This is a genomic window from Nonomuraea sp. B19D2 (assembly GCF_040137845.1).
Taxonomy (GTDB): domain Bacteria; phylum Actinomycetota; class Actinomycetes; order Streptosporangiales; family Streptosporangiaceae; genus Nonomuraea.
This window is the reverse complement of sequence record NZ_JBEFAK010000006.1, coordinates 150,492-173,487: the sequence shown is the minus strand read 5'-3', so window position 1 is coordinate 173,487 and position 22,996 is coordinate 150,492. Positions and strand designations below refer to the sequence as shown.

21 protein-coding genes are annotated in these 22,996 nt (G+C 69.7%); 10 read left to right on the top strand and 11 right to left on the bottom strand.

All coding sequences use genetic code 11. The annotated features are described in order from the left end of the window. Position 1 precedes the first annotated feature (1 nt). A complete protein-coding gene (locus ABN273_RS13920) occupies positions 2 to 736 on the bottom strand; it encodes an SDR family NAD(P)-dependent oxidoreductase (RefSeq protein WP_349449161.1) in 735 nt (244 codons plus the stop codon). 69 nt (positions 737 to 805) lie between these two features. On the opposite strand from ABN273_RS13920, the gene ABN273_RS13915 reads away from it, so the two are divergent. After that, entirely contained in the window at positions 806 to 1,402 is a 597-nt protein-coding gene (locus ABN273_RS13915) for a TetR/AcrR family transcriptional regulator (RefSeq protein ID WP_349449160.1), read from the top strand. An 11-nt stretch (positions 1,403 to 1,413) separates the two neighbouring features. On the opposite strand, the gene ABN273_RS13910 is transcribed toward ABN273_RS13915, so the two are convergent. Continuing rightward, positions 1,414 to 3,075, bottom strand: a complete 1,662-nt coding sequence (locus ABN273_RS13910; RefSeq protein WP_349449159.1) for an alpha-amylase family protein — start codon at positions 3,073 to 3,075, stop codon at positions 1,414 to 1,416. A 163-nt stretch (positions 3,076 to 3,238) separates the two neighbouring features. On the opposite strand from ABN273_RS13910, the gene ABN273_RS13905 reads away from it, so the two are divergent. Next, complete coding sequence (locus tag ABN273_RS13905; protein WP_349449158.1) at positions 3,239 to 5,797, top strand: choice-of-anchor P family protein; 2,559 nt, start codon at positions 3,239 to 3,241, stop codon at positions 5,795 to 5,797. Positions 5,798 to 5,830: 33 nt separating this feature from the next. Here the strand turns inward: ABN273_RS13905 and ABN273_RS13900 are convergent, their stop codons facing one another. The 4 genes from ABN273_RS13900 to ABN273_RS13885 form a co-directional block, all read right to left on the bottom strand. Continuing rightward, positions 5,831 to 6,976 (bottom strand): PucR family transcriptional regulator, encoded by a 1,146-nt coding sequence (locus ABN273_RS13900; protein WP_349449157.1) that lies wholly within the window; start codon positions 6,974 to 6,976, stop codon positions 5,831 to 5,833. Between the two features lie 63 nt (positions 6,977 to 7,039). Then, complete coding sequence (locus tag ABN273_RS13895) at positions 7,040 to 7,240, bottom strand: EF-hand domain-containing protein (RefSeq protein ID WP_349449156.1); 201 nt, start codon at positions 7,238 to 7,240, stop codon at positions 7,040 to 7,042. Positions 7,241 to 7,450: 210 nt separating this feature from the next. Further along, positions 7,451 to 8,743: a hypothetical protein gene (locus ABN273_RS13890; protein ID WP_349449155.1), complete on the bottom strand. Its 1,293-nt coding sequence runs from the start codon at positions 8,741 to 8,743 to the stop codon at positions 7,451 to 7,453. A 91-nt stretch (positions 8,744 to 8,834) separates the two neighbouring features. Then, positions 8,835 to 11,117, bottom strand: a complete 2,283-nt coding sequence (locus ABN273_RS13885; protein ID WP_349449154.1) for an MMPL family transporter — start codon at positions 11,115 to 11,117, stop codon at positions 8,835 to 8,837. A 178-nt stretch (positions 11,118 to 11,295) separates the two neighbouring features. Here ABN273_RS13885 and ABN273_RS13880 point away from each other — a divergent pair, with 178 nt between their 5' ends. Continuing rightward, entirely contained in the window at positions 11,296 to 12,546 is a 1,251-nt protein-coding gene (locus tag ABN273_RS13880; protein WP_349449153.1) for an MFS transporter, read from the top strand. Here the strand turns inward: ABN273_RS13880 and ABN273_RS13875 are convergent. The 3 genes from ABN273_RS13875 to ABN273_RS13865 form a co-directional block, all read right to left on the bottom strand. Then, the gene (locus tag ABN273_RS13875; RefSeq protein ID WP_349449152.1) at positions 12,538 to 13,002 is read right to left on the bottom strand and encodes a hypothetical protein; all 465 of its coding nucleotides are present in this window, start codon (positions 13,000 to 13,002) and stop codon (positions 12,538 to 12,540) included. The genes ABN273_RS13880 and ABN273_RS13875 overlap by 9 nt on opposite strands. Before the next feature lie 98 nt (positions 13,003 to 13,100). Next, entirely contained in the window at positions 13,101 to 14,240 is a 1,140-nt protein-coding gene (locus ABN273_RS13870; protein WP_349449151.1) for an NAD(P)/FAD-dependent oxidoreductase, read from the bottom strand. Positions 14,241 to 14,279: 39 nt separating this feature from the next. Then, positions 14,280 to 14,906, bottom strand: a complete 627-nt coding sequence (locus ABN273_RS13865; protein WP_349449150.1) for a hypothetical protein — start codon at positions 14,904 to 14,906, stop codon at positions 14,280 to 14,282. Positions 14,907 to 14,969: 63 nt separating this feature from the next. On the opposite strand from ABN273_RS13865, the gene ABN273_RS13860 reads away from it, so the two are divergent. The 7 genes from ABN273_RS13860 (at position 14,970) to ABN273_RS13830 (ending at position 21,535) form a co-directional block, all read left to right on the top strand. Beyond that, positions 14,970 to 15,599, top strand: a complete 630-nt coding sequence (locus ABN273_RS13860) for a helix-turn-helix domain-containing protein (RefSeq protein ID WP_349449149.1) — start codon at positions 14,970 to 14,972, stop codon at positions 15,597 to 15,599. 82 nt (positions 15,600 to 15,681) lie between these two features. Beyond that, positions 15,682 to 16,851 (top strand): homogentisate 1,2-dioxygenase, encoded by a 1,170-nt coding sequence (locus ABN273_RS13855; RefSeq protein WP_349449148.1) that lies wholly within the window; start codon positions 15,682 to 15,684, stop codon positions 16,849 to 16,851. Beyond that, the gene (locus ABN273_RS13850; protein WP_349449147.1) at positions 16,848 to 17,606 is read left to right on the top strand and encodes a hypothetical protein; all 759 of its coding nucleotides are present in this window, start codon (positions 16,848 to 16,850) and stop codon (positions 17,604 to 17,606) included. Before ABN273_RS13855 ends, ABN273_RS13850 begins: the two co-directional genes overlap by 4 nt. After that, positions 17,552 to 18,706, top strand: coding sequence for a fumarylacetoacetase (fahA, locus tag ABN273_RS13845; protein ID WP_349449146.1), 1,155 nt, complete (start codon positions 17,552 to 17,554; stop codon positions 18,704 to 18,706). The genes ABN273_RS13850 and fahA overlap by 55 nt, the downstream gene beginning before the upstream one ends. Before the next feature lie 73 nt (positions 18,707 to 18,779). Beyond that, positions 18,780 to 19,952 carry a L,D-transpeptidase gene (locus ABN273_RS13840; protein WP_349449145.1) on the top strand — a complete coding sequence of 391 codons (1,173 nt, stop codon included), beginning with the start codon at positions 18,780 to 18,782 and terminating at the stop codon, positions 19,950 to 19,952. 71 nt (positions 19,953 to 20,023) lie between these two features. Continuing rightward, on the top strand, positions 20,024 to 20,455 hold the full coding sequence (locus tag ABN273_RS13835; protein WP_349449144.1) for an NfeD family protein: 432 nt from the start codon (positions 20,024 to 20,026) through the stop codon (positions 20,453 to 20,455). 3 nt (positions 20,456 to 20,458) lie between these two features. Beyond that, complete coding sequence (locus tag ABN273_RS13830; RefSeq protein WP_349449143.1) at positions 20,459 to 21,535, top strand: SPFH domain-containing protein; 1,077 nt, start codon at positions 20,459 to 20,461, stop codon at positions 21,533 to 21,535. Between the two features lie 50 nt (positions 21,536 to 21,585). Here the strand turns inward: ABN273_RS13830 and ABN273_RS13825 are convergent, their stop codons facing one another. Further along, a complete protein-coding gene (locus ABN273_RS13825) occupies positions 21,586 to 22,101 on the bottom strand; it encodes a hypothetical protein (protein WP_349449142.1) in 516 nt (171 codons plus the stop codon). Between the two features lie 362 nt (positions 22,102 to 22,463). Continuing rightward, positions 22,464 to 22,787, bottom strand: coding sequence for a hypothetical protein (locus tag ABN273_RS13820; protein WP_349449141.1), 324 nt, complete (start codon positions 22,785 to 22,787; stop codon positions 22,464 to 22,466). Positions 22,788 to 22,996: the final 209 nt, after the last annotated feature.

Below are 22,996 nucleotides of genomic sequence, written 5' to 3'. Positions count from 1 at the left end.
CCTAGAGGTTCCCGCCGCCGGTGGCGTCGATGGTGCTGCCGGTGATGAAGCTCGCCTCCGGCGAGGCGACGAACGCCACCGCGTTCGCGATCTCGTCCACCTGGCCGATCCGGTTGAGCGCGTGCCTGCCTGCCGCGTACGCCTCCGCCTCCGGATCACCACGCAGCCAGGCGGCGTTGACGTCTGTGTCGATGATGCCGGGCGCGACGTTGTTGACCGTGATGCCGCGCGGCCCCAGCTCCTTGGCCAGCGCCAGCGTGAACACCTGCACGGCGCCCTTGGTCATCGCGTACGCGATCCCCTCGGGGAAGGCGATGCGGGCCACGCCCGAGGTGATGTTGACGATCCTGCCGCCGTCGGGGATCAGCGGCAGCAGCTGCTGGGTGAGGAAGAACAGCCCCTTGACGTTGACCGCGAACACCCGGTCGTAAGCCTCGGGCGTCTCCTCCGCGATGGGCTTGGGCATGCCGATGCCCGCATTGTTGACCAGCACGTCCAGGACGGCCGTCGCGCTTCTCAGCCGCTCCGCGAGCCGGTGCACGTCCTCCTGCCGTCCCAGGTCGGCCTGCACGGCGAACGCGCTGCCACCCTCCTGCTCGATCAGGCCGACGACCTCCTTGGCGGCCGTCTCGTCCTCGACGTAGTTGACGGCCACGCGCAAGCCGTCCCTGGCCAGGCGCAACGCGATGGCGCGGCCGATCCCCCTGCTGGCTCCCGTCACGAGGGCAGTCTTCATCCCTGTCACACCTTTCTTTAGCGATCGATACAGAAACCATAACATAGCGATCGCTATAGAATGCTTGGCATGGCCAGACAGCGGGCGTTCGACAAGGAGGCGGCGCTGGAGCGGGCGCTGCTCACGTTCTGGCGGCACGGCTACGAGGCGACCTCGGTCGCCGAGCTGACCGCCGCCATGGGGATCAGGCCGCCCAGCCTGTACGCCGCCTTCGGGGACAAGCGGCGGCTGTTCGAGGAGGCGGTGCGGCGATACCAGGAGACGTACGGGGCTTCCACGACACGGGCGCTCGCGGAGGAGCCGACGGGGCGTGCGGCCATCGAACGGGTGCTACGGGAGTCGGCCGCCGAGTTCGCGAACGACTCCCATCCGGCGGGGTGCCTGATCATCACGGCCGCGGTGAACTGCGGGCCCGAGTCGGCCGAGGTCCAGGAGTTGCTGCGGGGGTTCAGGGAGGCCACCAAGGCGGCGCTGAAGGCGCGGATCGACGAGGACCTGGCGGCCGGGCGGCTCCCCGCGGACACGGACACGGCGGGGCTGGCGACGTTCTACGCGGCGGTGATCCAGGGCATGTCCACGCAGTCCCGCGACGGCGCCTCCCACGCGGACCTCCTCAGCGTCGCCACCCTCGCCATGTCCGCCTGGCCCGCCACCCCCTCACCCTGACCCCGCGCGGGTCACTGGGCTTTGACCGAGGCGTCCTCCGGCGGGATCTCCGGGGGTGAGGCGCGCAACCAGCGGCAGCCGTGCGGGTCCAGCGGGACCCGTACCGAGCCGTCCGCCGAGACCTCCAGCGTGCCGTCCACCAGGAGGTCCGTGAGGTGGTAACCCGCTAACCCCGCCAGCGTCAGCTCCACGTCCCTGGCCGTGTCGCACAGGTTGTGCGTGACCACCACCGTGGCCCCGTCGGCGTCGCAGCGATGGGCGAGGACCGCGCGGTGGCCGGTCTCCAGCACCGTGTGGCGGCCCCACGCCAGCTCCGGGCACTCGCGGTAGCGCTCGATCAGCAGCTGGAACCAGCGCAGCAGCGAGTTCACGTCCCGCTTCTGGTCGGCCACGTTCACCCGGTCGGGCGCGAAGGAGCCCTCCGGGATCTCGCGTACCGGCGAGCCCTGGGTGAACCCGCCGTCCGCCGACCACTGCATGGGGATGCGGACCGCCATGCGGCCCTCCTCGTCGAGGTTCTCCCCCATGCCGATCTCCTCGCCGTAGAAGATCACGGGCGTGCCCGGCAGCGAGAACAGCAGGCTGTAGGCCATCTTGATGCGCCGCAGGTCCCCGCCGAACATGGTCGGCAGGCGGCGGCGCAGGCCCCGGCCGTAGATCTGCATGTCCGCACGCGGCCCGAACGCCTCGAAGACCTCCTGCCGCTCCTCCTCCGTGAGCTTGTCGAGGGTGAGCTCGTCGTGGTTGCGCAGGAACATGGCCCACTGGCAGTCCTTGGGCGGCTGGGGGCGCTCGCGCAGGGCGCGGGCGAGGGGCGTGGCGTCGTTGCGGGCCATCGACAGCCAGGCGTTCTGCATGCCGATGAAGTCGAAGCACATGCTGAGCTGGTCGCCGAGGCCGTCGCCGAAGTATGAGATCAGGTCCTGGTACGGGACGTTGACCTCGCCCAGCAGGATCGACCCGCCCTTGCGCCGCGTCATGAACGCCCGCAGGTCCGCCAGGAACTCGTGCGGGTTCGCCAGCTTCGGGTTGACGTTCTCGATGAGGAACGGCACCGCGTCCACCCTGAACCCGGCCAGCCCGAGCTCCATCCAGAAGCCGAGTATGCGCGCGATCTCATCCCTGACCTCGGGGTTTCCGACGTTCAGGTCCGGCTGGTGCCGGTAGAAGCTGTGCAGGTAGTACTGTTCCGACCCCTCGTCGTACTGCCAGACGCTGTTCTCCTTGTCGGGGAAGACGATCTGTGCGGGGTCGTCCGGCTCGGGGGCGTCGGACCAGACGTACCAGTCACGCATGGGCGATTCCCTGCTCGACCTGGCCTCGACGAACCAGGGGTGCTGGTCTGACGTGTGATTGACGACGAGGTCCGCGATCACCCGCAGGCCGCGGTCGTGGGCGGTGCGCATGAACTCCACGAAGTCGCCCAGCGTGCCCAGACGCGGGTCGACGCGGTAGAAGTCGGTGATGTCGTACCCGTCGTCCCTGTTGGGGGTGGGGAAGAACGGCATGAGCCAGAGGCACGTCACGCCCAGCCTCGCGAGGTAGTCGATCTGCTGCGTCAGCCCGCGGAAGTCACCCACGCCGTCGCCGTTGCCGTCCTTGAACGTCTCCACGTCGAGGCAGTAGACGACGGCGTTCTTGTACCAGACATCAGAGGTATAGGTCAGACGCATACGCAGGCGCTACCCCGGACACGGGCATCCGAACGACCAGGCCCTCATCAAAACAATGGCCAGGAAAAATTGAGTAGCGGGGTGCTCAGGTCGTTGCTCGCGGACCCGCACACAATGATGGTTCAGCTGTCCCGTCCATAAACCATTACAAAGGAGGGATACCATGCGCAGGCCTTTGGCAAAACCGTCCGTTTTCCTGGTCGCCGTCCTCGCTCTGACGGCGATATGGGCGGTGCCGTCCCCTGCCCGTGCCATCTCCGGCAATCATCCTCTTGCCGTGGTGCTGTGCAAATTCACGGACCAGCAGGACGAGCCCCACAATGTGGCCTACTACGAGGACATGTTCTCCCAGAGTGGAGCCGGGAAGAAAGGCGTGTTCGACTATTGGAAGGATGTCTCTTACGGCAACCTCGACCTTACCGGCACAGTCGTGAAGGGCTGGTACACGGCGGACAAGACCGTGGCCGAGTTCAATGTGCTGAATCGGGCCAGCCAGATAGACGTGTGCGCGTCCAAGGCCGACCCCGACATCGCCTTCGAGGACTTCGCGGGCGTGGTGGTCCTCACGAACCACACCAACCTGAACGGGCCCCTGTTCGGGGGCGGGCCACCCACGCAGATCGGCGGGAAGACGTACCCCGCGCTCGGCAGGATGGCCGCGGAAGAGGACCAGGCCCTCTCCGGCATCCTGCACGAGACCGGGCACTCGTTCGGGCTGGACCACTCCCGTAAGCTCTCCACCTCCACCTCGCATTACAACGACAAGTACGACGTGATGAGCTGCTTCGGGTGCTATGTGACCCCCGAGCATTCCTATCAAGGAGATGGCGGGCCGGGGCTGAACGCGGTCATGCTCGAAATCGCGCAATGGCTGCCGCCGAACCGCGTCTCGACCTTCGACAACAACCAATGCCGGCAGCAGACCTACACCATGGCCGCCCTGAACCATCCCGAGGCCGGCGGCCCTCTTGAGCTGCGGATCCCGGCGAGCGTGCGCATTCCCAACGCGGCGGATTCCAGCGGCCAGACCACGTCGACGACCACCAGTGACTACTACACGGTCGAGCTGCGGTCGAAGTCGGGCTGGGATCTGGGCATTCCCCAAGATGCTTTCGTCCTGCACCTGAAGGGCCAGGACAACATTTCGTACTGGGTGGACGCGGCGGACGGGATGACCGCGGGAAAGGTGTACGCGGACGCCGCGCAGAAGGCTTATGTGGCGGTCAACTCCATCGACCCGACCCCGGCATCCACAGGCGTCGTGACGCTCGCCTCGTGCAAGATCAATGCGAAACTCGCCTACTCCGGCCCCACCAGCGGCGACTACCATGACCCGGTCACCCTGACCGCCGATCTGGCGGTGGACCCCAGCGCCGCCCCGATCCCCAACGCCCGGGTCAACCTGTCGCTCGGCTCGCAGAGCTGCTCCGACGTCACTGACGTATCCGGGCGGGCCTCCTGCCAGATCGTTCTCGACCAGGTTCCCGGCACGTATTCCGTTGAAGCCTCGTATGCCGGCAACGACGTCTACAACGCGCAGACGAGTGCGAAGACGTTCACGATCAACAAGCGGAACACGGTTGTCCAGTACACCGGTCCTTCCAAGGTGACGAACGGCTCGGCCGTCACGTTCCAGGCCGGCCTCGCCGAGAAGGACGGCGACCAGATCGAGGGCCGAACGGTGTCCTTCACCCTGGGGACGGGAGCGACGGCACAGACGTGCAGCGGGAAGACCGACCCGGCAGGCGTCGCCCGGTGCGAGATCTCGCGCGTGCTGCAGCCCGCGGGGCAGACCGCGATGCGAGTGGCCTTCGCGGGTGACGACTTCTACGTCGCGTCGGCCGCGGACGCCACAGTGGAAGCCCTGAAGGGGAAGGCATCCGTCAGCTACGGAGGGCCGTCCAACATCGCCAACGACTTCCCGGCGACGTTCCAGGCGACCCTGACCCAGGAGGACAGGAGCATTCCGCTGGAGAACCGGACCGTCACCTTCACCGTGGGCAGCGGTTCGTCGGCGCAGAAGTGCAGCGGGACCACGGACGCCGGAGGTCACGCGAAGTGCACCATTCCGAACGTGGCCCAGCCCGCCACCGCCACCGGCGCCGGCGTCCAGGTGGCCTTCGCCGGCGACGACTTCTTCCTTCCGGCCGGCGCGTCCGCCACGGTCAAGCTGCTCTACTACACCGGCAGGTCGTACGGTCTCTCGGCCAAGGTCGCCCTGCTCCCGCCCACCGTCGTGAGCGACACCGGCGAGGTCTCGACGGCGGCCAAGTCGGCCAATGAGAAGTCGGCTGCCTCCGTGTCCCTCGGGATCGTCTCCGCGTCCGCGGTCAGCGCAAGCGTCACGACAGGAGCGGGAACGTCAACAGGGATGGCCACCACGGGGGACGTGACGATCGGTGTCCCCGGCCTTCCGGTCATCCGCGCCACCAACGTGCGAGCCACCTCGCAGAGCACCTGCCAGGCCGGCCCGTTCACGGCGACGGCGACAGGGACTGTGACCATTGGATCGCTGACCGTCGGCGGCATCGTCCAGCCCACCACCACGGTGGCGCCGAACACTGTCATCCGGGTCGGCACAGCGACGATCACGCTCAATGAGCAGAAGCCGGTTCCGGGGTCCTCGGCCGGACTGCTCGTCAACGCGATCCACATCAGTGCTCCGGGGGTCGCCGATGTCGTGGTCTCCGCGGCAAGGAGCGACGTCCACAACTGTCCGTGACCTACGCCGGCTTCCGGAATGCGCTCCGGGCCCTCAGGCTCCCTGGGCGGCCTGCCTGGCCCGGAGCGCTATCTCCAGCTCGAAGCGGATGTCCGGATCGGCGAGTTGATCTCCGTACAGCTCCTCGAGCTGCCGCACCCGGTAGCGCACGGTCTGCGGGTGCACGTGCAGCCTGGCGGCCACCTCGCCCGCGCCGCGCCCGTACCGCAGCCAGGCCAGCAATGTCTCCGCCAGCCGGTCCTGCTGCGCGGGCCGCAGGTGGGCCAGGGGCGCGAGCCGCACTTCGGCCAGCGCGTTGACCAGCTCCTCGTCCTTGAACACCACCAGCGTCGCCATGTGGTCCTCGCACCGCAGCGGCCCCCTGGGCAGGACGCCGCGCCGCGACAGCTCCAGCGCCTCTCCGGCCCACCGCAGCGAGGTCTCGGCGGCGGCCAGCGGCACGGCGGGGCCGATCGCGGCCCGGCGGCCGCGCAGGGCGTGCTCGAGCAGCTTGGCCCGGCCGGGTCCGTTCGGGTCGGGCGCGAGCAGGCACGGGACGGTCCTGTCCACGCCCACGAGCACGTCGGGAGCCAGCGCGGGCGCGCCGTGCCGGTCGTCGAGCGCCACGCAGGCGACGGTCTTGGGCAGCCGCCACCCGGCGGACTTGGCCAGGTCGGCGACGGCCTCCGCGCTGGCGGGCGGGCGGCTGAGCAACAGGTCGAGCAGGCGGGCGCGGCGGCGCTCGATCTCGCCGGCCGCGTGCGCCCTGGCCTCCTCGAAGCCCTCGGCCGCCGCGTCGGCGAGCTGGTCGAGGTAGACGAAGATGGCCTCGCCCAGGTCGTACAGGGTCTGCGGGGACAGCCCGAGCGGCTCCGCGAGCTCCGTGAGGCGCCGCCAGCCGACCCGGGCGCCGAGCCGCATCGCGGTCTGGAGCGGCTCCAGGTTGCGGCCCTCGGCCGCCTCGCCCTTGCCGATCATGCGGAACGGCTCGGGGTCCCAGGGGGCGCCCGGGTTCTCGATGCGGTTGAGGAAGCCCTCGATGGCCTGCTCGACCGCCATCCTGATGACCTTGATGTAAAGATCGTCCGATGGCCGGGCGTACTCGGGGATCCGGGCCTGGATCTCCTCGATCACCTCTTCCGTGACCGTGCCGATGCCCGCCCTGAGTGCTTGCACGGGGATATCACTCGTGATGATCATCGTCCCTCCCGTCGCCATTGTGACCCAGGCAACAGGAGATTGTGTAGCAAGAGCTTGTTTTTATCACTTCTGGAGGAAGCCGGCGAACTCCTCCTTGTCGATCAGGCCGTCGCCGTCCTTGTCGAGCTTCAGCACGCCTTCCTGCGCGGCCTCCAGGGTGATCGGCTGGCCGATCACCTCCATCAGCCGTACGAGCTCGACGGCGGAGATGCGGCCGTCGTTGTCGGCGTCGATGAGGTCGAAGGTGATGGCGTAGTCGCTCATGTGTCGCCCTTCCAACGGAATCGATGTCGCGTCAGACCTTAGTGGCGACTTGTCGTAGCGCGTCGATGAATGGCGCGACTTGTGGGCTCTTATCCCCTTAGCGCCATGCGATTCGCGGTCACCCAGACCGCCGGCCGCATGTTTCCACAGTAACGACGAGGCCCGGGTACCGGCGTCGTGGAGACGCGGTGCCCGGGCCGTCGGGGAAGGTCAGGCGGCGTGGAGGTAGACCTGGCCGAAGACCTCAGACAGGTTCTTCAGGTCGGTGGCCACGTCGACCTCGGGGTTGGCCGGGTCGTAGATGGTGGCCAGGCGGGCGCGCACGGAGTCGAGCTTCTTGAGCTGGTCCCAGGTGGTGTTGGCGGCCCACTTCTCGCCGTACACCCGGCTGACCTGGCCCTGGTCGTTCTGCCAGCGGGTCCACAGCGTGACGGTCTCCGCGGCGTCGTCCTGGAGCGGGGAGGCGACACGTTCGGTGATCGCCTTGGTGGCCTGCTCCTCGGTCAGCTGGGAGGTCCCCGAGGCGGCGAAGGTGGCGTCCTCGGCGGCGATCTGGGCGTAGGCGTCCCAGGCGCGGGCGCGTACCTGGATCGACTGGTTGCGCTGGGCCTCGGCGGCGTCGATCTTCCAGGTCGCGTACTCGGTGGCCAGGTGGCCGTTGTCGAGGGCGAGCTGGTCGATCAGGCCCTTGAAGAGCCACGCGCCGATGCGCTCGGGGTCGAGCAGCGGGTACTTCTTGGTCATCTCGGCCTTGCAGGCGTCGTTCGCGCCGCAACCGAACACCGGGACCACCGTGTGCGCGGCCAGCCTCTTGCCCGGCACCGCGGTACGCAGCGCGGCCGTGGTCTCGGCGACGAACTTGTCCAGCTCGTCCGCCGTGGTGAACGTCTGGTTGAAGCCGAGCTGCGAGGTGAACCTGATCCCGACGACGCCCGGCTGCGCGGCGACCAGCGCGGCGACCTTCTTGACCGCCTCGGCCAGCTTGCCCGCCTTGTAGTCGTCGGCCAGCTCGGTCTCGATCCAGAGGCGCATGTTCGTCTGCGCGACGGCCTGCGCGGCCTTGCCCGCCGGGGTCGCCTGGGCGGCGGTCTTCTCGGCGGCGGTGACCCCGGTGGGGTCGACGTAGCCGCACTCGTCACCGTTCTGGCAGTCGGGCGTGCCGCCGTCCTCGGCGCCGGGGACGTCCGGGGAGTCGACGTCGTGCATCTCGCCGTCGCCCTCGGAGTCGGGGCACTCGTTGCCCTCTTCGGTACAGTCCACCGTGATGGGATCCACCGGGTCGGCTTCACCCATGCGCTGGCCGTCGTTCTCCAGCCAGAACGCCGCGATGTCCGCGGCCTCCTCGGGGGTGGCCATCCACCGGCAGACCACGTACGCCGGGGTGTCGGCGGACAGCAGGTCGTTACAGCTCTTGGGGTCGTCCTCCGACCACGCCGGAACACCGATGCCTAGGAGTGAGAGGGCGAGTCCGATGACGAAGAGCTGCCGTAACCGTAGTCGCATGGCACCTTAACTTCCAGGGGATGATCGTGGGCATATCGCACACTATCCGGACGATCAATAACGTTCAATGAAATCCCACTTAACGTCCGCCTCACTCGTCCAATTCGACCCATTGCCAGCCGGACCCGTCGGCGTTGGCGCGCACCGCCCTGGTACGCCCCACCGCCACTTTCTCCCATCCCGGCCGCGCGAGCTCCGCGGGCTCGGCGGGCACCGGCACCGGATCGGTGTCCGCGCCGAAGACGGCCGGCCTTCCCTTGACGGTCAGCACCGGGAGACGCTCCGAACCACCAGCCGTGATCGAAGGACGATCCACTGGTGGCAGCGGACGGGGCGGCAGCTCGCGCGGCTCAGCGCGCTCGCGGGGACGGAGCGGCCACCAGCTCGCGGGGCCCAGCAACCGCATGGAGGCAGGCCCCAGCAGCACGCGCACCAGCAGGGCGTCCACCGCGATCGCCACACACAGCCCCACCCCGAGCAGCCGCACCACCGTGATCCCGGCCGCCGCGAACGCCCCGGCGACCGCCGCAGGCAGCAGCGCCGCACCCGTGATCACTCCGCCCGTCTCCCGCAGCCCCGCCGCCACGGCCCCGGCGTGGTCCCCGGTACGCAGCCACTCGGAACGCGCCCGGGAGACCAGGCACACCTCGTGGTTCGCGGACACCCCGAAGAGCACGACCACGATCAGCACGGCCACGGAAACATCGACAGGTCCCGCGAAACCCAGCAGGCCACCCTGGAACGCCCACGCCAGCACCCCGAACGAGGCCCCGACGGACAGCACGATCGCCGGCAGCGTGCGAACGGGCAGCACCAGCGACCCGAACGCCGCGCACAGCAGCACCAGCAGCACCGAGCAGACCGCCACCGCCGGCCACGGCAGGGTGGCCGAGAGGCTGTCCATGAGGTCCAGCCGCGCGGCGGTGGGCCCGCCGACCAGGACCTGCCGCACGCCCGGCCCGGGAGCCAGGGACCTGATCGACCTGACCAGCTCCTCTGCCTCGGCCGACATGGGGTCGAGGTCGTGCCGTACGGCGAGCCGCACGGCGCCGTTCTTCCTCGACTCCCCCGCGACCTCGACACCCTTGACGTGCGGCAGCCGCTCCACCTGCTCCATGAGGGGCCGGGCATAGAGTGAGCCGTCCGCCAGCACGTGCACGTCGATCGGCGAGAGAGCGTTCCTGGGGAAGTCGCGGTCGAGGGTCTCGGCCAACCGGCGGCTCTCGGAGGCGGCGGGGAGCGCCCGGTGGTCCGCGTTCCCGAACTGGAGGTGCGAGAGCGGCGCCGCCAGCGACACCAGCACGACCGTGACCGCCACCAGGTACACGACCGGCCGGCGCACCACGCTGGACGCGACGGCGTGCCACCCGCCGCCGTCCTGCCGTACGGCCCCGAAGTCGGGGATCACCCTCAGCGCGTCCACGCGTGGGCCGAGTATCCCCAGCAGGGCAGGCAGCACGACGAGCGCGGCCACGGCCGCGACGAGCGCCACCGCCGCCGCCCCCAGCCCGATCGAGCGCAGGAACGGCTGCGGGAACAGCAGCAGCCCCAGCAGCGACGCGGCCACCGTCGCCCCTGAGACGGCGACGGCCCGCCCGGCCGAGGCCATCGTCCGCACCACCGCCTGCTCGTTCGACGCCCCGCCCCCGATCTCTGCTCTGAACGCCCTGAGCATGAGCAGCGAATGGCCGGCGGCCAGCCCGAGCCCGAGCAGCACGACGGCGTACCAGGAGTAGACGGACACCTCGGGGAGCAGCGCCAGCGCGCCGAGCACCGCGAGCAGCCCCACGACCAGCGGCAGCAGCGCCGCCACCAGGCTCCCGAACAGCGCCACGAGCAGCACCAGCAGCACCGGCCCCGCGATGGCCGAGACGCGGGCCAGGTCGGCGGCCGCCTGCCCGTCCAGCTCCGCCTGCATCGGCACCGCACCGCCGACCTCGACGTTGAGGTTCTTGACGCTCCTGAGCTGCTCCGCGACCGCCGCGTAGCTCTCCCTCTTGGCGCCCTTCAGCGTGATCAGCGCGTACGTCGAGTGCTCGTCCCCGGACACCATCTCCTCAGACCCCGTCGTCCAGTACGTGGCCCTCCGGCGCACATGGTCCGCCGGCAGCCCGCGCAGCGAGTTGTGCACCGCCTTCTTGTACCGCGGGTCGCGCACCTTGACCGCCGGGTGCCGGTAGAGGACGACCACGTCGGGGCTCTGGCCGCCGTACCACTGCTCGGCCCAGCGCGCGGCGGTCACGGAGCCGGCGCTCGGGTCCTCGAAGCCGCCGCTCGTCACCCGCCCTGACATGGCCAGCGGCGCGACGAGCAGGGCCGCCACCAGGCTCAGCGCCAGGAGCGTCCACCTACCGCGATAGACCAGCCGACCCATGGAGTCCCCTCGCCGACAGCCGGGCCCTAGCAAGTTACGGGAGAACGGGGGCCGGATTCTTGCCAAAGGTGAACACATTCCGCGTCCGGTCTTGTTACCGGAGGAATATTCACACGACAGAGGCCGAGAACAACGGCAGAATAGCGGAGTTTGGCCATTTTCCAGGGGGTCTGCAGCGGTGCACAGCTATCTACGCGATCTCGGGCTGCTCCGGGACCGCCGCTTCGCGTTGCTGCTGTCGGCGAGGACCATCGCGGTCCTGGGCAGCGCGTTCGCGCCGGTGGCCCTGGCGTTCGGCGTGCTCGCCCTGCCCGGCGCCACCGCCGCCACCCTGTCCGTCGTGCTGACCGCCGAGGCGGTGCCCATGATCGCGTTCACCCTGTTCGGCGGCGTGCTCGCGGACCGGCTGCCGCGGAACTGGGTGCTGATGGCCGGCGACTTCCTGATGGCGGCGGGGTACTTCGCGCTGGCGGCGATGCTGCTCACCGGCTGGACCCCGCTGCCCGCGCTGTGTGTGGCGGCGGCGCTGAGCGGGGTGGCCACGGCGATCGCGTTCCCCGCGTTCACCGGGATCATCCCCGAGGTCGTGCCCGTGGACCGGCTGCAGGCCGGCAACGCGCTGATCGGCCTGGGCGGGAACGCCGCGCGTGTGGCGGGCGCGGTGCTGGGCGGCGCCACGGTGGTGCTCGTCGGCGGCGGCTGGGCGCTGATCGTGAGCGGCGCGATGTTCTCGGCGGCGGGCCTGCTGATCGCCATGATGCGATCGCAGCCGGCCGCGGAGCCGCGGGAGGCTGGGCAGCGGCACTCGGTGCTGGCCGACCTACGGGAAGGCTGGCGCGAGTTCAGCTCGCGGCAGTGGATCTGGGTGGTGGTCGCGCAGTTCTCGCTGATGGTCATGGCCATCCAGGCCGGTCACGGGGTGCTCGGCCCGCTGCTGGCGAAGGAGTCACTGGGCGGCCCGGCGGCCTGGTCCGCGTTCCTGGCGGGCGAGGCCGTCGGGACGATCGTCGGGGTGCTGACCGCGATGCGGCTCCGGCCGCGCCGCCCCATTCTGGTGGCCGTGCTGCTCTGCCTGCCGCCGGCGCTGCCGTACGCGCTGCTCGGACTGGACGCGCCGCTCTGGGCGATCGTGATCGGGGCGTTCGTGCTGGGCGTGTGCTTCGACGTGTTCGGCGTGCTGTGGCAGACCACGATGCAGCGCGAGGTCCCGCGCGAGTCGCTGTCGCGGGTCAGCTCGTACGACCTGCTCGGGTCGCTGATGTTCGGCCCGATCGGGCTGATGCTGGCGGGGCGGGCGGCGGACTGGTTCGGCACGGAGGAGTCCCTGCTCGGGTGCGCGGTCATCATCGTGCTGTCCACGCTCGCCGCCCTGCTCTCCCCCGGGGTGCGCAATCTCAGGGCGCCGGAGGGCGAGCTGGTCTCACGCTGACTTGACGTAGGCGTTGGCCCTGGGCTGGAACATCAGCGTGACCGCCCCCAGCACGGCGATCAGGTGCAGGATCCTGCTGCCCGCGAAGATCAGCTCCATCGCGCCCGCCCCGGCCACGGCCTCGCTGATCGAGCCCCCGGCCAGCAGCCACCGCGCGGGCTCGATCACGAGCGAGAGCGTGCCGAAGATCCCGAGCGTCACGGCGAGGGTCAGGCGCGCCCAGTTCTCCCCGCGCTTGAGCCGCAGCGCCAGGAAGACGGCCCCGGCGAACACCGCCAGCCGGAACCCGGCCTGGGGCAGCATCTCCGCGAACGTGGCGGTGCCCTCGTACAGTTGCTGGGAGACCATGAGGACGGCCTCGAACGCGCCGAACGCCACGGCCGCCAGCCAGAGCATGGCGGCCGTCTGCACGACGGGCGGCGGGTCGGTCCTGCGCGGATCCATGACGATGCTCATTGCGGACCTCCGATAGTTGAGCGGCTGTATCACGAGTGTCCGCCGCGAGCCCGGGCGAAATCATGCCCGCCGTCCCCCGAGTTCCGGTAGGGCGCGCCCTACCAGGGCTGTCCGCTCGTCCTCAGCCCGCGGGAGGGGGCCCGCTCGTGCAGCCCGAAGCGCGGCTCCGGCCCGTGCTCGCCCTCGAGCACGCCCGCCACGTACGCGGCCAGCGCGGGAGCGTGCTTGAACCCGTGCCCCGAGTCGCCGCCCAGCAGCCACACTCCGGGCGACACCTCGGCGATCAGCCACTCGGCGTCGGGCGTGAGCGGATACTGGCACACCTGGCTGAACAGCACCGGCACGTCGCCCAGCGACGGGAACCTGCGCCGCAGGTAGCTCCTGGCCCGCTCGGCGCTGTCCGCGTCCACCACGCGCTCGCCGTGCTCCGGCTCGTACGGCGGCCCTTCCAGGTCCGAGGTGGCCTTCATCCCGACCCCGTCCACGTCGCCGTGCCCGTAGGCGGAGGCCCCATAGTCCACCCAGGCGGGCGTCTCGGGCACGGACCAGGCGGCCGGCACCGCGAAGTGCAGCGTGTCCTGCTTGGTCACCGTGATGGGCACGTGCTCGAACAGCTCGGGCAGCCACGCGCCGCAGGCCCACACCACCCGGTCGGCGTGCCGTACCTCGCCGTCGATCTCGACGGCCGCGGCCCCGGGCACAGGTCCCGTCCCAGGCTCCTGCACAGGCACCGCACGCGCCCTCACCAGCCGGACCCCCGCCGCCACCGCCAGCCCGGCCGTCACCTGAGTCGCCCGCCTGGCCCTGACCACGCCCGCGTGCGGCTCCCAGAGCAGGAAGCTCAGGTCGTCACCGCGGAAGTCGGGGAAGAACCGCGCCCCGTCGGCCGGGTCCAGCACCTCACACGGAATGTCCAGATTTTTCAGGACTCGGGCGCTGGCCTGCTCCCACCCGTCCGGCGTCTGCGCGAACCACACCATGCCCGCCTCGTGGTACAGCCGCTCGCCGGCCCTCTCCTCCAGCCGCCGCCAGCCGTCCCGTGCCTGCCAGGCGAGCCCGGCGTACCAGTCGTCGTCGCCGTGCGCGCAGCGCAACAGGCGCGTCTCCCCCGCGCTGGCCTGCCGTACGTGGCCCGGCCTGTGCTGCTCGACGAGCGTCACCTCCCAGCCGGCGTCGGCCAGCCACAGCGCCAGCGATGAGCCCCATATGCCCGCTCCGACCACAATGACCGATTTCATGGGACCACGGTGACCGGAAACGGCACGCGACCGCAAGACTCAGACGACGATGAGCCGTACCACGACGCCCGCGCAGTTGCCCGCCACGCAGATCCGCACCGGCACCTCCGAGATGCCGGCCGCCGCGGGCACGCCGCCCACGTGGCCGTCGGGGCCGATGGTCACGCCGTGGGGCAGCCTGGCGCGGTCGGTCACGGTGAACGTGGGCAGCACGCCCGGCGGGCCGCCGTTGACGCCGATCTCACCGCTCAGCGGGGCGCCGGTCCGGCCGGGGAAGGTCAGCTCGCGCGGCTCCCAGGGCACGTTGCCGTGCACGACGAGGGTGAGCCGCTGCTCCTGGCACGACTGGCCGGCGCAGATCTGGACGGGGGCGACGTACGTGCCGGGGCGCTGCGGCGTGCCGTACAGCAGGCCGTTCTGGTCGATCTTGATCCCGACCGCGAGATAGGCGGGGCCGAACGTGACGCCCTTGGCGGTGGGCAGCAGCTGCCTGCGCACCTCGATGCCCTCGGTGAGGTCGAACGTGTCCTCGACCAGGCTGCCGCCGGGCGGATCGAGGGGGATCTGCCGGGCCATGAACGTCACGGCGAGCCTGGGCACAGCCGAGTACAGCGCGCACATGGCGAGCACAGCGAGCCCGAGCACCCACCACTGCCGCATCGTCATCCCCCCGACGGTCCATTCCGCTATGTACCCCGTGTGTTCACTGCGTCACAGATAATCGGTCGCATGGCCGCTGAATCCGCTCAGACCCTGGAACGCGGGCTCCGCCTGCTCAGACTGCTCGCCGACGGCAAGGGCGGTCGCACGCCGACCGAGCTGAGCACCGAGCTGTCGCTGAGCCGTCCCGTGGTGTACCGGCTGCTGACGACGCTGATGAGCGAGGGGTTCGTGCGCAGGGACGCCGAGGGGCGGGTGCATCTGGGCTTCGGGGTGCTGGTGCTGGCGCAGGCCGTGCAGCCGCTGCTGCGGGCGGCGGCCGTGCCGACGTTGCGGCGGCTGGCCGAGGACGTGGGCGCGACCGCGCACCTGACCGTGGCCGAGGGCGATGACGGGCTGGCCGTGGCGGTGGTGGAGCCGTCCTGGACCGACATGCACGTGGCCTACCGCGAGGGCGCGCGCCATCCGCTGGCGAAAGGCGCGGCGGGCCAGGCGATCCTGGCTCTGCGCGAAGGGCGTGACGACTACTTCACGTCGGAGGGGCAGTTGCAGGAAGGGGCGCGGGGTGTCGCCGCGCCCGTCACTGGTCTGCCCTGGTTGGAGGCGTCGGTGGGAGTGGTGACGTTCGGGCCGCTGGAGGAGTCCACGGGCTCTCGGGTGATCGCCGCCGCCGCCGAGCTGGCCGCCGCGCTGGGTTGACATCTCCAGACCGAATGGCGGACGGTTGTTACACATAAAGGACACTTCCGTCCGATTAACGGACACTTCTTCGGAGGTAGGGATGCCGTACTACCGCGTCGTTGGGGAGGTGCCGCGCAAGCGGCACGTGCAGTTCAGGCGGCCGGACGGCGGTCTCTACGCCGAGGAGCTGATGGGCGAGGAGGGCTTCTCGTCCGACTCCTCGCTGCTCTACCACCGCCACCTGCCGACCGCGATCATCAAGGCGGAGGCGGTCACGCCCACGGCGGAGACGCGGCTGGAGCCCAACCTGCCGCTTTCGCCGCGCCATTTCCGCACGCAGGAGCTGTCCAGCGCGGGCGACCTGGTCACGGGGCGCATGCTGCTGGCGGGCAACGGCGACGTCCGATTGTCGTACGCCACCAGCGACCAGCCGAGCGAGCTCTACCGCAACTCGATGGGCGACGAGTGCGTCTACGTGCAGGGCGGCCGGGTCAGGTTCGAGTCCACGTACGGCGTGATCGAGGCCGGGGCGGGCGACTACATCGTCATCCCGACCGGCACGATCCACCGCTGGGTGCCGGACGGCCAGGTCAACGTGCTGGCCATCGAGGCGGGCGGGCACATCAGGCCGCCCAAGCGCTACCTGTCGCAGTACGGGCAGTTCCTTGAGCACGCGCCCTACTGCGAACGTGACCTGCGTGCCCCGGCCGAGCCGCTCCTCGTCGAGGGCGAGGAGGTGCCGGTGCTGGTGCGCACGCGTGGCGGGCTGACCAGGCTGGTCTACCGCAACCACCCGTTCGACGTGGTGGGCTGGGACGGCTACCTCTACCCGTTCGCGTTCAACATCGACGACTTCGAGCCGATCGTGAAGAAGACGCACGCGCCGCCGCCCGTCCACCAGACGTTCGAGGGGCCGGGGTTCGTGGTGTGCTCGTTCTGCCCGCGGCCGCTCGACTTCCATCCCGAGTCCGTGCCGATCCCGTACAACCACCACAACGTGGACTCCGACGAGTTCATGTTCTACGTGGGCGGCGACTACTCCGCGCGCAAGGGCTCGGGCATCGACGTCGGCTCGATCTCGCTGCATCCCGCCGGGTTCACGCACGGGCCGCAGCCCGGGGCGGTCGAGGCGGTGATCGACGCGGTCTCCCGCGGCGTCACGACGACGAGCGAGAAGGCCGTCATGGTGGACACGTTCCGCCCGCTCGACCTGGGCCAGGGCGCGCTGTCCTGCGAGGACCCCGGCTACGCCTGGACGTGGTCACGATGAACGTCTACACGGCACTGGTGGACGACGCGGGGCTGTTCCCGCCGACGTCCCTGCACATGGACGAGGCGCTGGCCCGCAACCAGCGCGATCTGGAGCAGGGCAGCTCCGTGCTCACGCACCGCTTCCTCTGCCCGGCCAGCCGGCTGCACCGGCTGCGCGACATGGAGTACCGGCCGCGGCGGATCGGGCTCATCGTGGACCAGGAGGAGGTGCCCGGCTTCGACGACCTGCCCGTGGACTTCGTGGAGGCCGCGCTGCCGGACGACATGACGGTCGACCGGCTGGCGCGGGGGCTTGGGCTGCCGGCGAGCGTGCGGCTCTTCGTGGAGGTGCCGCCGGGGAAGCTGGGCGTCGACGTGCCCGAGGGCGTGGGGCTGAAGGTGCGCTGCGGCGGGCTGACGGCGGAGGCGTTCCCGCCGGCGGAGCATCTCGCGGCGTTCATCAGGTTCTGCGTCGAGCACGACATCCCGTTCAAGGCCACGGCCGGGCTGCACCACGCCGTACGCCACTTCGACCCCTCGCTCGGCGTCGACCGGCACGGCTTCCTGAACCTGGTGCTGGCGGTCTGCGAAGCCGTGGACGGGCGTGACCCCGTGCCCGTGCTCCGCACCACCGACGTCGGCCACATCGTGCGGCTGGCGCAGTCCGTACAGGACGACACCGCGAAACGGGCGCGGCAGCTGCTGGTGAGCTACGGCTCATGCAGCACCAGCATCCCCGTCGAGGACCTGCGCACACTGGGGCTGATCGCGTGACTTTTGGAGTGGACAATCTTCCTTACGGGGTCTTCTCGCGCCCCGGCGAGGCGCCCCGGGTGGGCGTGCGGTACGGCGACCATGTGCTCGACCTGGCGCCCGCCCTGCACGACGAGGTCTTCAACGCCCCCTCGCTCAACCCGTTCATGGCACGCGGGCGCGGGGCCTGGCACGACACCAGGGCGCTCATCCAGAACAAGCTCACCGGCGACACCTCGATGACGGAGCGGCACCTGATCCCGCTGGAGCAGGTGCGGCTGCACCTGCCGTTCGAGGTGGCCGACTACGTCGACTTCTACTGCTCGATCGACCACGCGAGCAACATCGGCCAGATCTTCCGGCCCGGCACCGAGCCGCTGCAGCCGAACTGGCGGCACCTGCCCGTCGGCTACCACGGCAGGGCGGGCACGGTCGTCGTGTCGGGCACGCCGGTCAAGCGCCCGCACGGGCAGCTCGGGCCGGGGCTGTTCGGGCCGTGCGCGAAGCTGGACATCGAGGCGGAGCTGGGGTTCGTGGTCGGCGCGCCGACCTCGCTCGGCTCGCCTGCCGGGGCGTTCGAGGACCACGTGTTCGGGGTGACGCTGGTCAACGACTGGAGCGCGCGCGACATCCAGGCGTGGGAGTACGTGCCGCTCGGGCCGTTCCTCGGCAAGTCCTTCGCCACGTCGATCTCGCCGTGGATCACGCCGCTGGAGGCGCTGCCCAGGATCCCCGGCCGCACCCAGGATCCCCCGCCGCTGGACTACCTGCGCAGGCAGAGCGACTGGGGACTGGACATCTCACTCGAAGTCCTGCTCAACGGGGAGGTCGTGGCGCGGCCACCGTACTCGAGCATGTACTGGACGCCCGACCAGATGCTCGCGCACATGACGGTGAACGGGGCCTCGCTGCGTACCGGAGACCTGTTCGCCAGCGGCACAATCTCGGGGCCATCGCCGGGCGAGCGCGGCTCGCTCATCGAACTGACCTGGAACGGGAGCGAGCCTCTCAAGCTCGCGAGCGGCGAGACCCGCTCGTTCCTCGAGGACGGGGACACGGTGACCATCCGGGCCACCGCCGGCGACCTGACATTGGGAGAAGTTTCCGGAACAATCGCATAAGTGACTCAACGTGCTTGCCTGCTGACTCGCCGCTACCCTGGGATCGACCCTCCCTCGGACTCACAGGAGTGACATGCGGCAGGCGGTGCTGACTTGTGTCACCTTCCTCTTCCTGGTCAGCGGCTGCACGTCCGTGACGGCCGAGACGCCGCTCTCGCCTCCGGTCGTGCAGGTCTCGCCGGCCTTCGACGTCAAGCGCGCCCGCACCGACCGGGGCCTGGTGGTCAGGGCGCGCGGCGGCACGCTCAGCCGGGTGCTGGTCTCCGAGGGCGGGGCGCAGGTGCCCGGCCGGCTCGACGACTCCCGTACGGTCTGGCGCTCCTCCTGGACGCTCAAACCCGCGGCCGAATACACGGTGACCGCCACGGCCGCGGGCGTCCGCGGCCCGGCCACGGTGGCCATGGGCCGCTTCCGCACCCGCGCGGTCGCGCGCGGCTTCCAGGTGGCCTCGACGACGCCGCTGCCGGACGAGACGGTCGGCACCGGCATGCCGGTCATCATCGACTTCGACACTCCGATAGCGGACAAGGCGGCCGTCGAGCGGACGCTGGAGGTCAAGGCGGAGAGCCCGGTCGAGGGCGCGTGGCGGTGGACCAGCGACACCCAGGTGGTCTACCGCCCCCGCCGGTTCTGGGCCCCCCACCAGCAGGTCACGGTCACCGCGCATCTGGCCGGCGTACGCGCGGGCACGGGCCGCTACGGCGCCACCGACTCCACCTTCACCTTCACCGTCGGCCGCGCGCAGACCAGCTCGATCGACACCAGGAGCCACCAGATGCTCGTCCGCCGCGACGGCGCGATCGTGCAGCGGATGGCCATCAGCGCGGGCCTGGCCACCACCCCCGAATACACCACGACCAGCGGCATCCACCTGACCATGGACAAGGGCAACCCGGTCCGCATGATTTCCCCAGGGCGCGTCAAAGGCGATCCCGGCTATTACGACCTGATGATCGACCATGCGGTGCGCATTTCCAACAGCGGCGAATACGTGCACGCCAAGGACAATGTGTGGGCGCAGGGCCGGGCAAACGTCAGCCACGGCTGCATCAATTCCAGGCCTGACCAGGCAGCTTGGTTCTTCCGGAGCTCGCTGCGCGGCGACCCGGTCACGATCACCGGCACCGACCGCGAGCTCGAATGGAACAACGGATGGGGCTTCTGGCAGCTGTCGTGGAAGAGATGGCGGCAGGGAAGCGCCTTGGCCGACGCCGAGCCCGCGGGTGACCGGGTGCCGCAGGGATGATTCCAGGATTACGGTAGAGGGGGGGAACCACTAGGAGACACAGGCCCGTTGTCCCATCAGGAGGGCCGGACATGGATGACTGGATCGTCTGGGTAATCCTCGCGGTAGTCCTCGGCGTGGCCGAGATATTCACCCTCACGGCCTCGCTCGGGCTGCTGGGCGCGGCCGCTCTCCTGACCGCGCTCACCGCGGCCATCGGATTGCCCGTCCCTCTGCAGTTGCTGTGCTTCGCCGTCTCGTCCGCGGCCGGCCTGCTGCTGCTCAGGCCGATCGCGATGCGCCACATCAGGCAGCCGACGCTGCCGCGGTTCGGCGTGGAAGCACTGGTCGGCAAGCCCGCCTACGTCGTCTCGGAGGTGACGGGCCGCGACGGTCGCGTACGCATCGGGGGTGAGGAATGGTCGGCGCGCGCCTACGACGAGACGCTGGTGATCCCCGAGGGGGCGACCGTCGACATCATCGAGATCGAAGGGGCGACAGCCCTCGTCTATCCCCGGGAGTGACACATGGATCCGCTGTTGCTGGTCGGACTGCTGATCATACTTTTCGCCGTGTTCACCGTGCTCAAGGCCGTGCGGATCGTCCCGCAGGCGCGGGCGCGCAACGTCGAGCGGCTCGGCCGCTACCACCGCACGCTCAAGCCGGGTCTCAACTTCGTCATCCCGTACATCGACCGCGTCTACCCCATGATCGACCTGCGCGAACAGGTCGTCTCCTTCCGCCCGCAGCCCGTCATCACCGAGGACAACCTCGTCGTCGAGATCGACACGGTCCTCTACTTCCAGGTCACCGACCCGCGGGCGGCGGCGTACGAGATCGCCAACTACATCCAGGCCGTCGAGCAGCTGACCGTCACCACACTGCGTAACGTGGTCGGCTCCATGGACCTGGAGAAGACCCTGACCTCGCGTGACACCATCAACAGCCAGCTGCGCGGCGTGCTCGACGAGGCCACGGGCAAGTGGGGCATCCGCGTCAACCGCGTCGAGATCAAGGCCATCGACCCGCCCAAGACCATCAAGGACGCGATGGAGAAGCAGATGCGGGCCGAACGCGACAAGCGCGCCGCGATCCTCACCGCCGAGGGTCAGCGGCAGTCGCAGATCCTCACGGCACAAGGTGACAAGCAGAGCCGCATCCTGCGCGCCGAGGGCCAGCGCACGGCGGCCATCCTCGAGGCCGAGGGCCAGTCACGCGCCATCGACCAGGTCTTCCAGGCGGTCCACCGCAACGACCCCGACCCGAAGCTGCTGGCGTACCAGTATCTGCAGGTGCTGCCGCAGCTCGCGCAGGGCGACGGCAACACGTTCTGGGTGATCCCGAGCGAGGTCACGTCGGCGCTGCAGGGCGTCTCGAAGGCGTTCACGGAGGCGCTGCCCCGGTCGGCGGCGACGCGCGAGGAGGTGCCCGAGACGTCGCAGACGGACGAGGAGGTGCTCAAGGCCTCGGAGGCGGCCGCCGAGGCGGTCGCGGACGCCCAGGAGGCGGAGAGCCCCAGGGGGCCGCGCCAGCTCACCGAGGGCGCCCAGGAGCCGTCCCCGTTCCCGGACCTCGACCGGGAACCCAAGGAGGCCGAGCGCTGACCTTTCCCGGCGGACGGCAGGTCAGTTGAGGAGTGAGCCGTCCGCCGGGATCAGCAGGCGATCTCGTAGATGTGACCCACTTGGGCCTGCTGGTGAGTCTCCCGGGCGCGGCAGGCCAGTTTGACCGCAGCATCGGCGATGACGATGTCGCGGTTCACCGGCGGGATGTCATCGCCCATCTTGGTGCGCAGCCACTCCGAGATTTCGGCCCAGGAGTAGAGGCTGATGTTGTCGGCCTCGATCAGCGGCTTCGGGAAACCACCGGGACCGCGCTGCCCCGTGGCGAGCTGCCGCAGGCTGGCCTGCGTGCGGCCCCCGTGGCGGCGCGCCGCGTCCCCCAGCGTCACCCCGTCGTCCTCTCCCACGCCGGTCGCCCAGAGACCCGGGACGGTCCTGATCTGGATGAGAACGGATTCGATCGCGTCCATCAGGCTCTTCGCCTCACGGTCGCAATGGAGGTAGGCGCCCCCTATCGAGCAGTCGTCGAGACCGGCCTCGTAGAGCGCATCTGCCTCTTCGCCGGTGGGTACTCGGTTAAGAGTGATGCTGAAGTCCCAGGTGATCATGACTCCTCCTCGCTCTTGGCGCACACGGTATGTTTACGAACCCATTTGAGAATTCTTCTCGCGTGGTTGCCTGGGTTTCGCGGCGTGCACCAGATTGTGTACGGATCGCGTCCGCAGACGCATTCGACCGATCCCCAGCGGTGACCGTTGTGGCTCTCCGCCACGGTCAACCACCCGATCTCGCGGATCACTCTGAGGGCCGCGTTGATCTCGTTGTGTTGATGTCTACCTCGACTGACCATGTTCCAAGCTTGCAACAGTGTTACACAATTAGAACGGCAATTCCAACCCTGGAGCCCTAACTAACGACAACGGCGCCCGCCGCACACGAACGTGCCGCCGGGCGCCGTCGTATCGCCTGGTCAGTGCGACAGCGGCGCCTCCGTGGTGTCCACGAGCTCGCATTCCGCGATCGGGTCCCGGCCGACGGCGGCCCAGATGCCCGCCACGATGCCCCCACGGTCGTTCTCCGAGACGCTGAACTCCAGCACGCCCGTCTGGCCCGGGCCGATCACGCTCGGGTCGATGAGGAAGCCCGGCTCCGAGCCCTCCTTCGGCTCCCAGCCCTCAGGGCGCGGGAAGACCGACAGCGGCGCCTCCTCCTTACTGAGGAAGTGGCTGCTGCGCGGCTGCGGGCTGCACTTCTTGCCGTAAGGGATGTAGTTCACCACCACGTTCGCCCCCATGGCGGGTCCCTGCCTCCAGCACGCGGGCATACGCTTCGAGGCGCTGCTCATAGACCGACAAGTCGTAGTCGACCCGACCCGACCCGACCAGGCGACCCGGCGTGGCAGCGACAGGATCCCACGTGCGGGGCCGTGGAGGTCGCACAGGGAAGGGGGGAGGACAGTCTCGGCGTATTCCCGTAACCCAGGTGGCAGATCCTCGAAGGTGG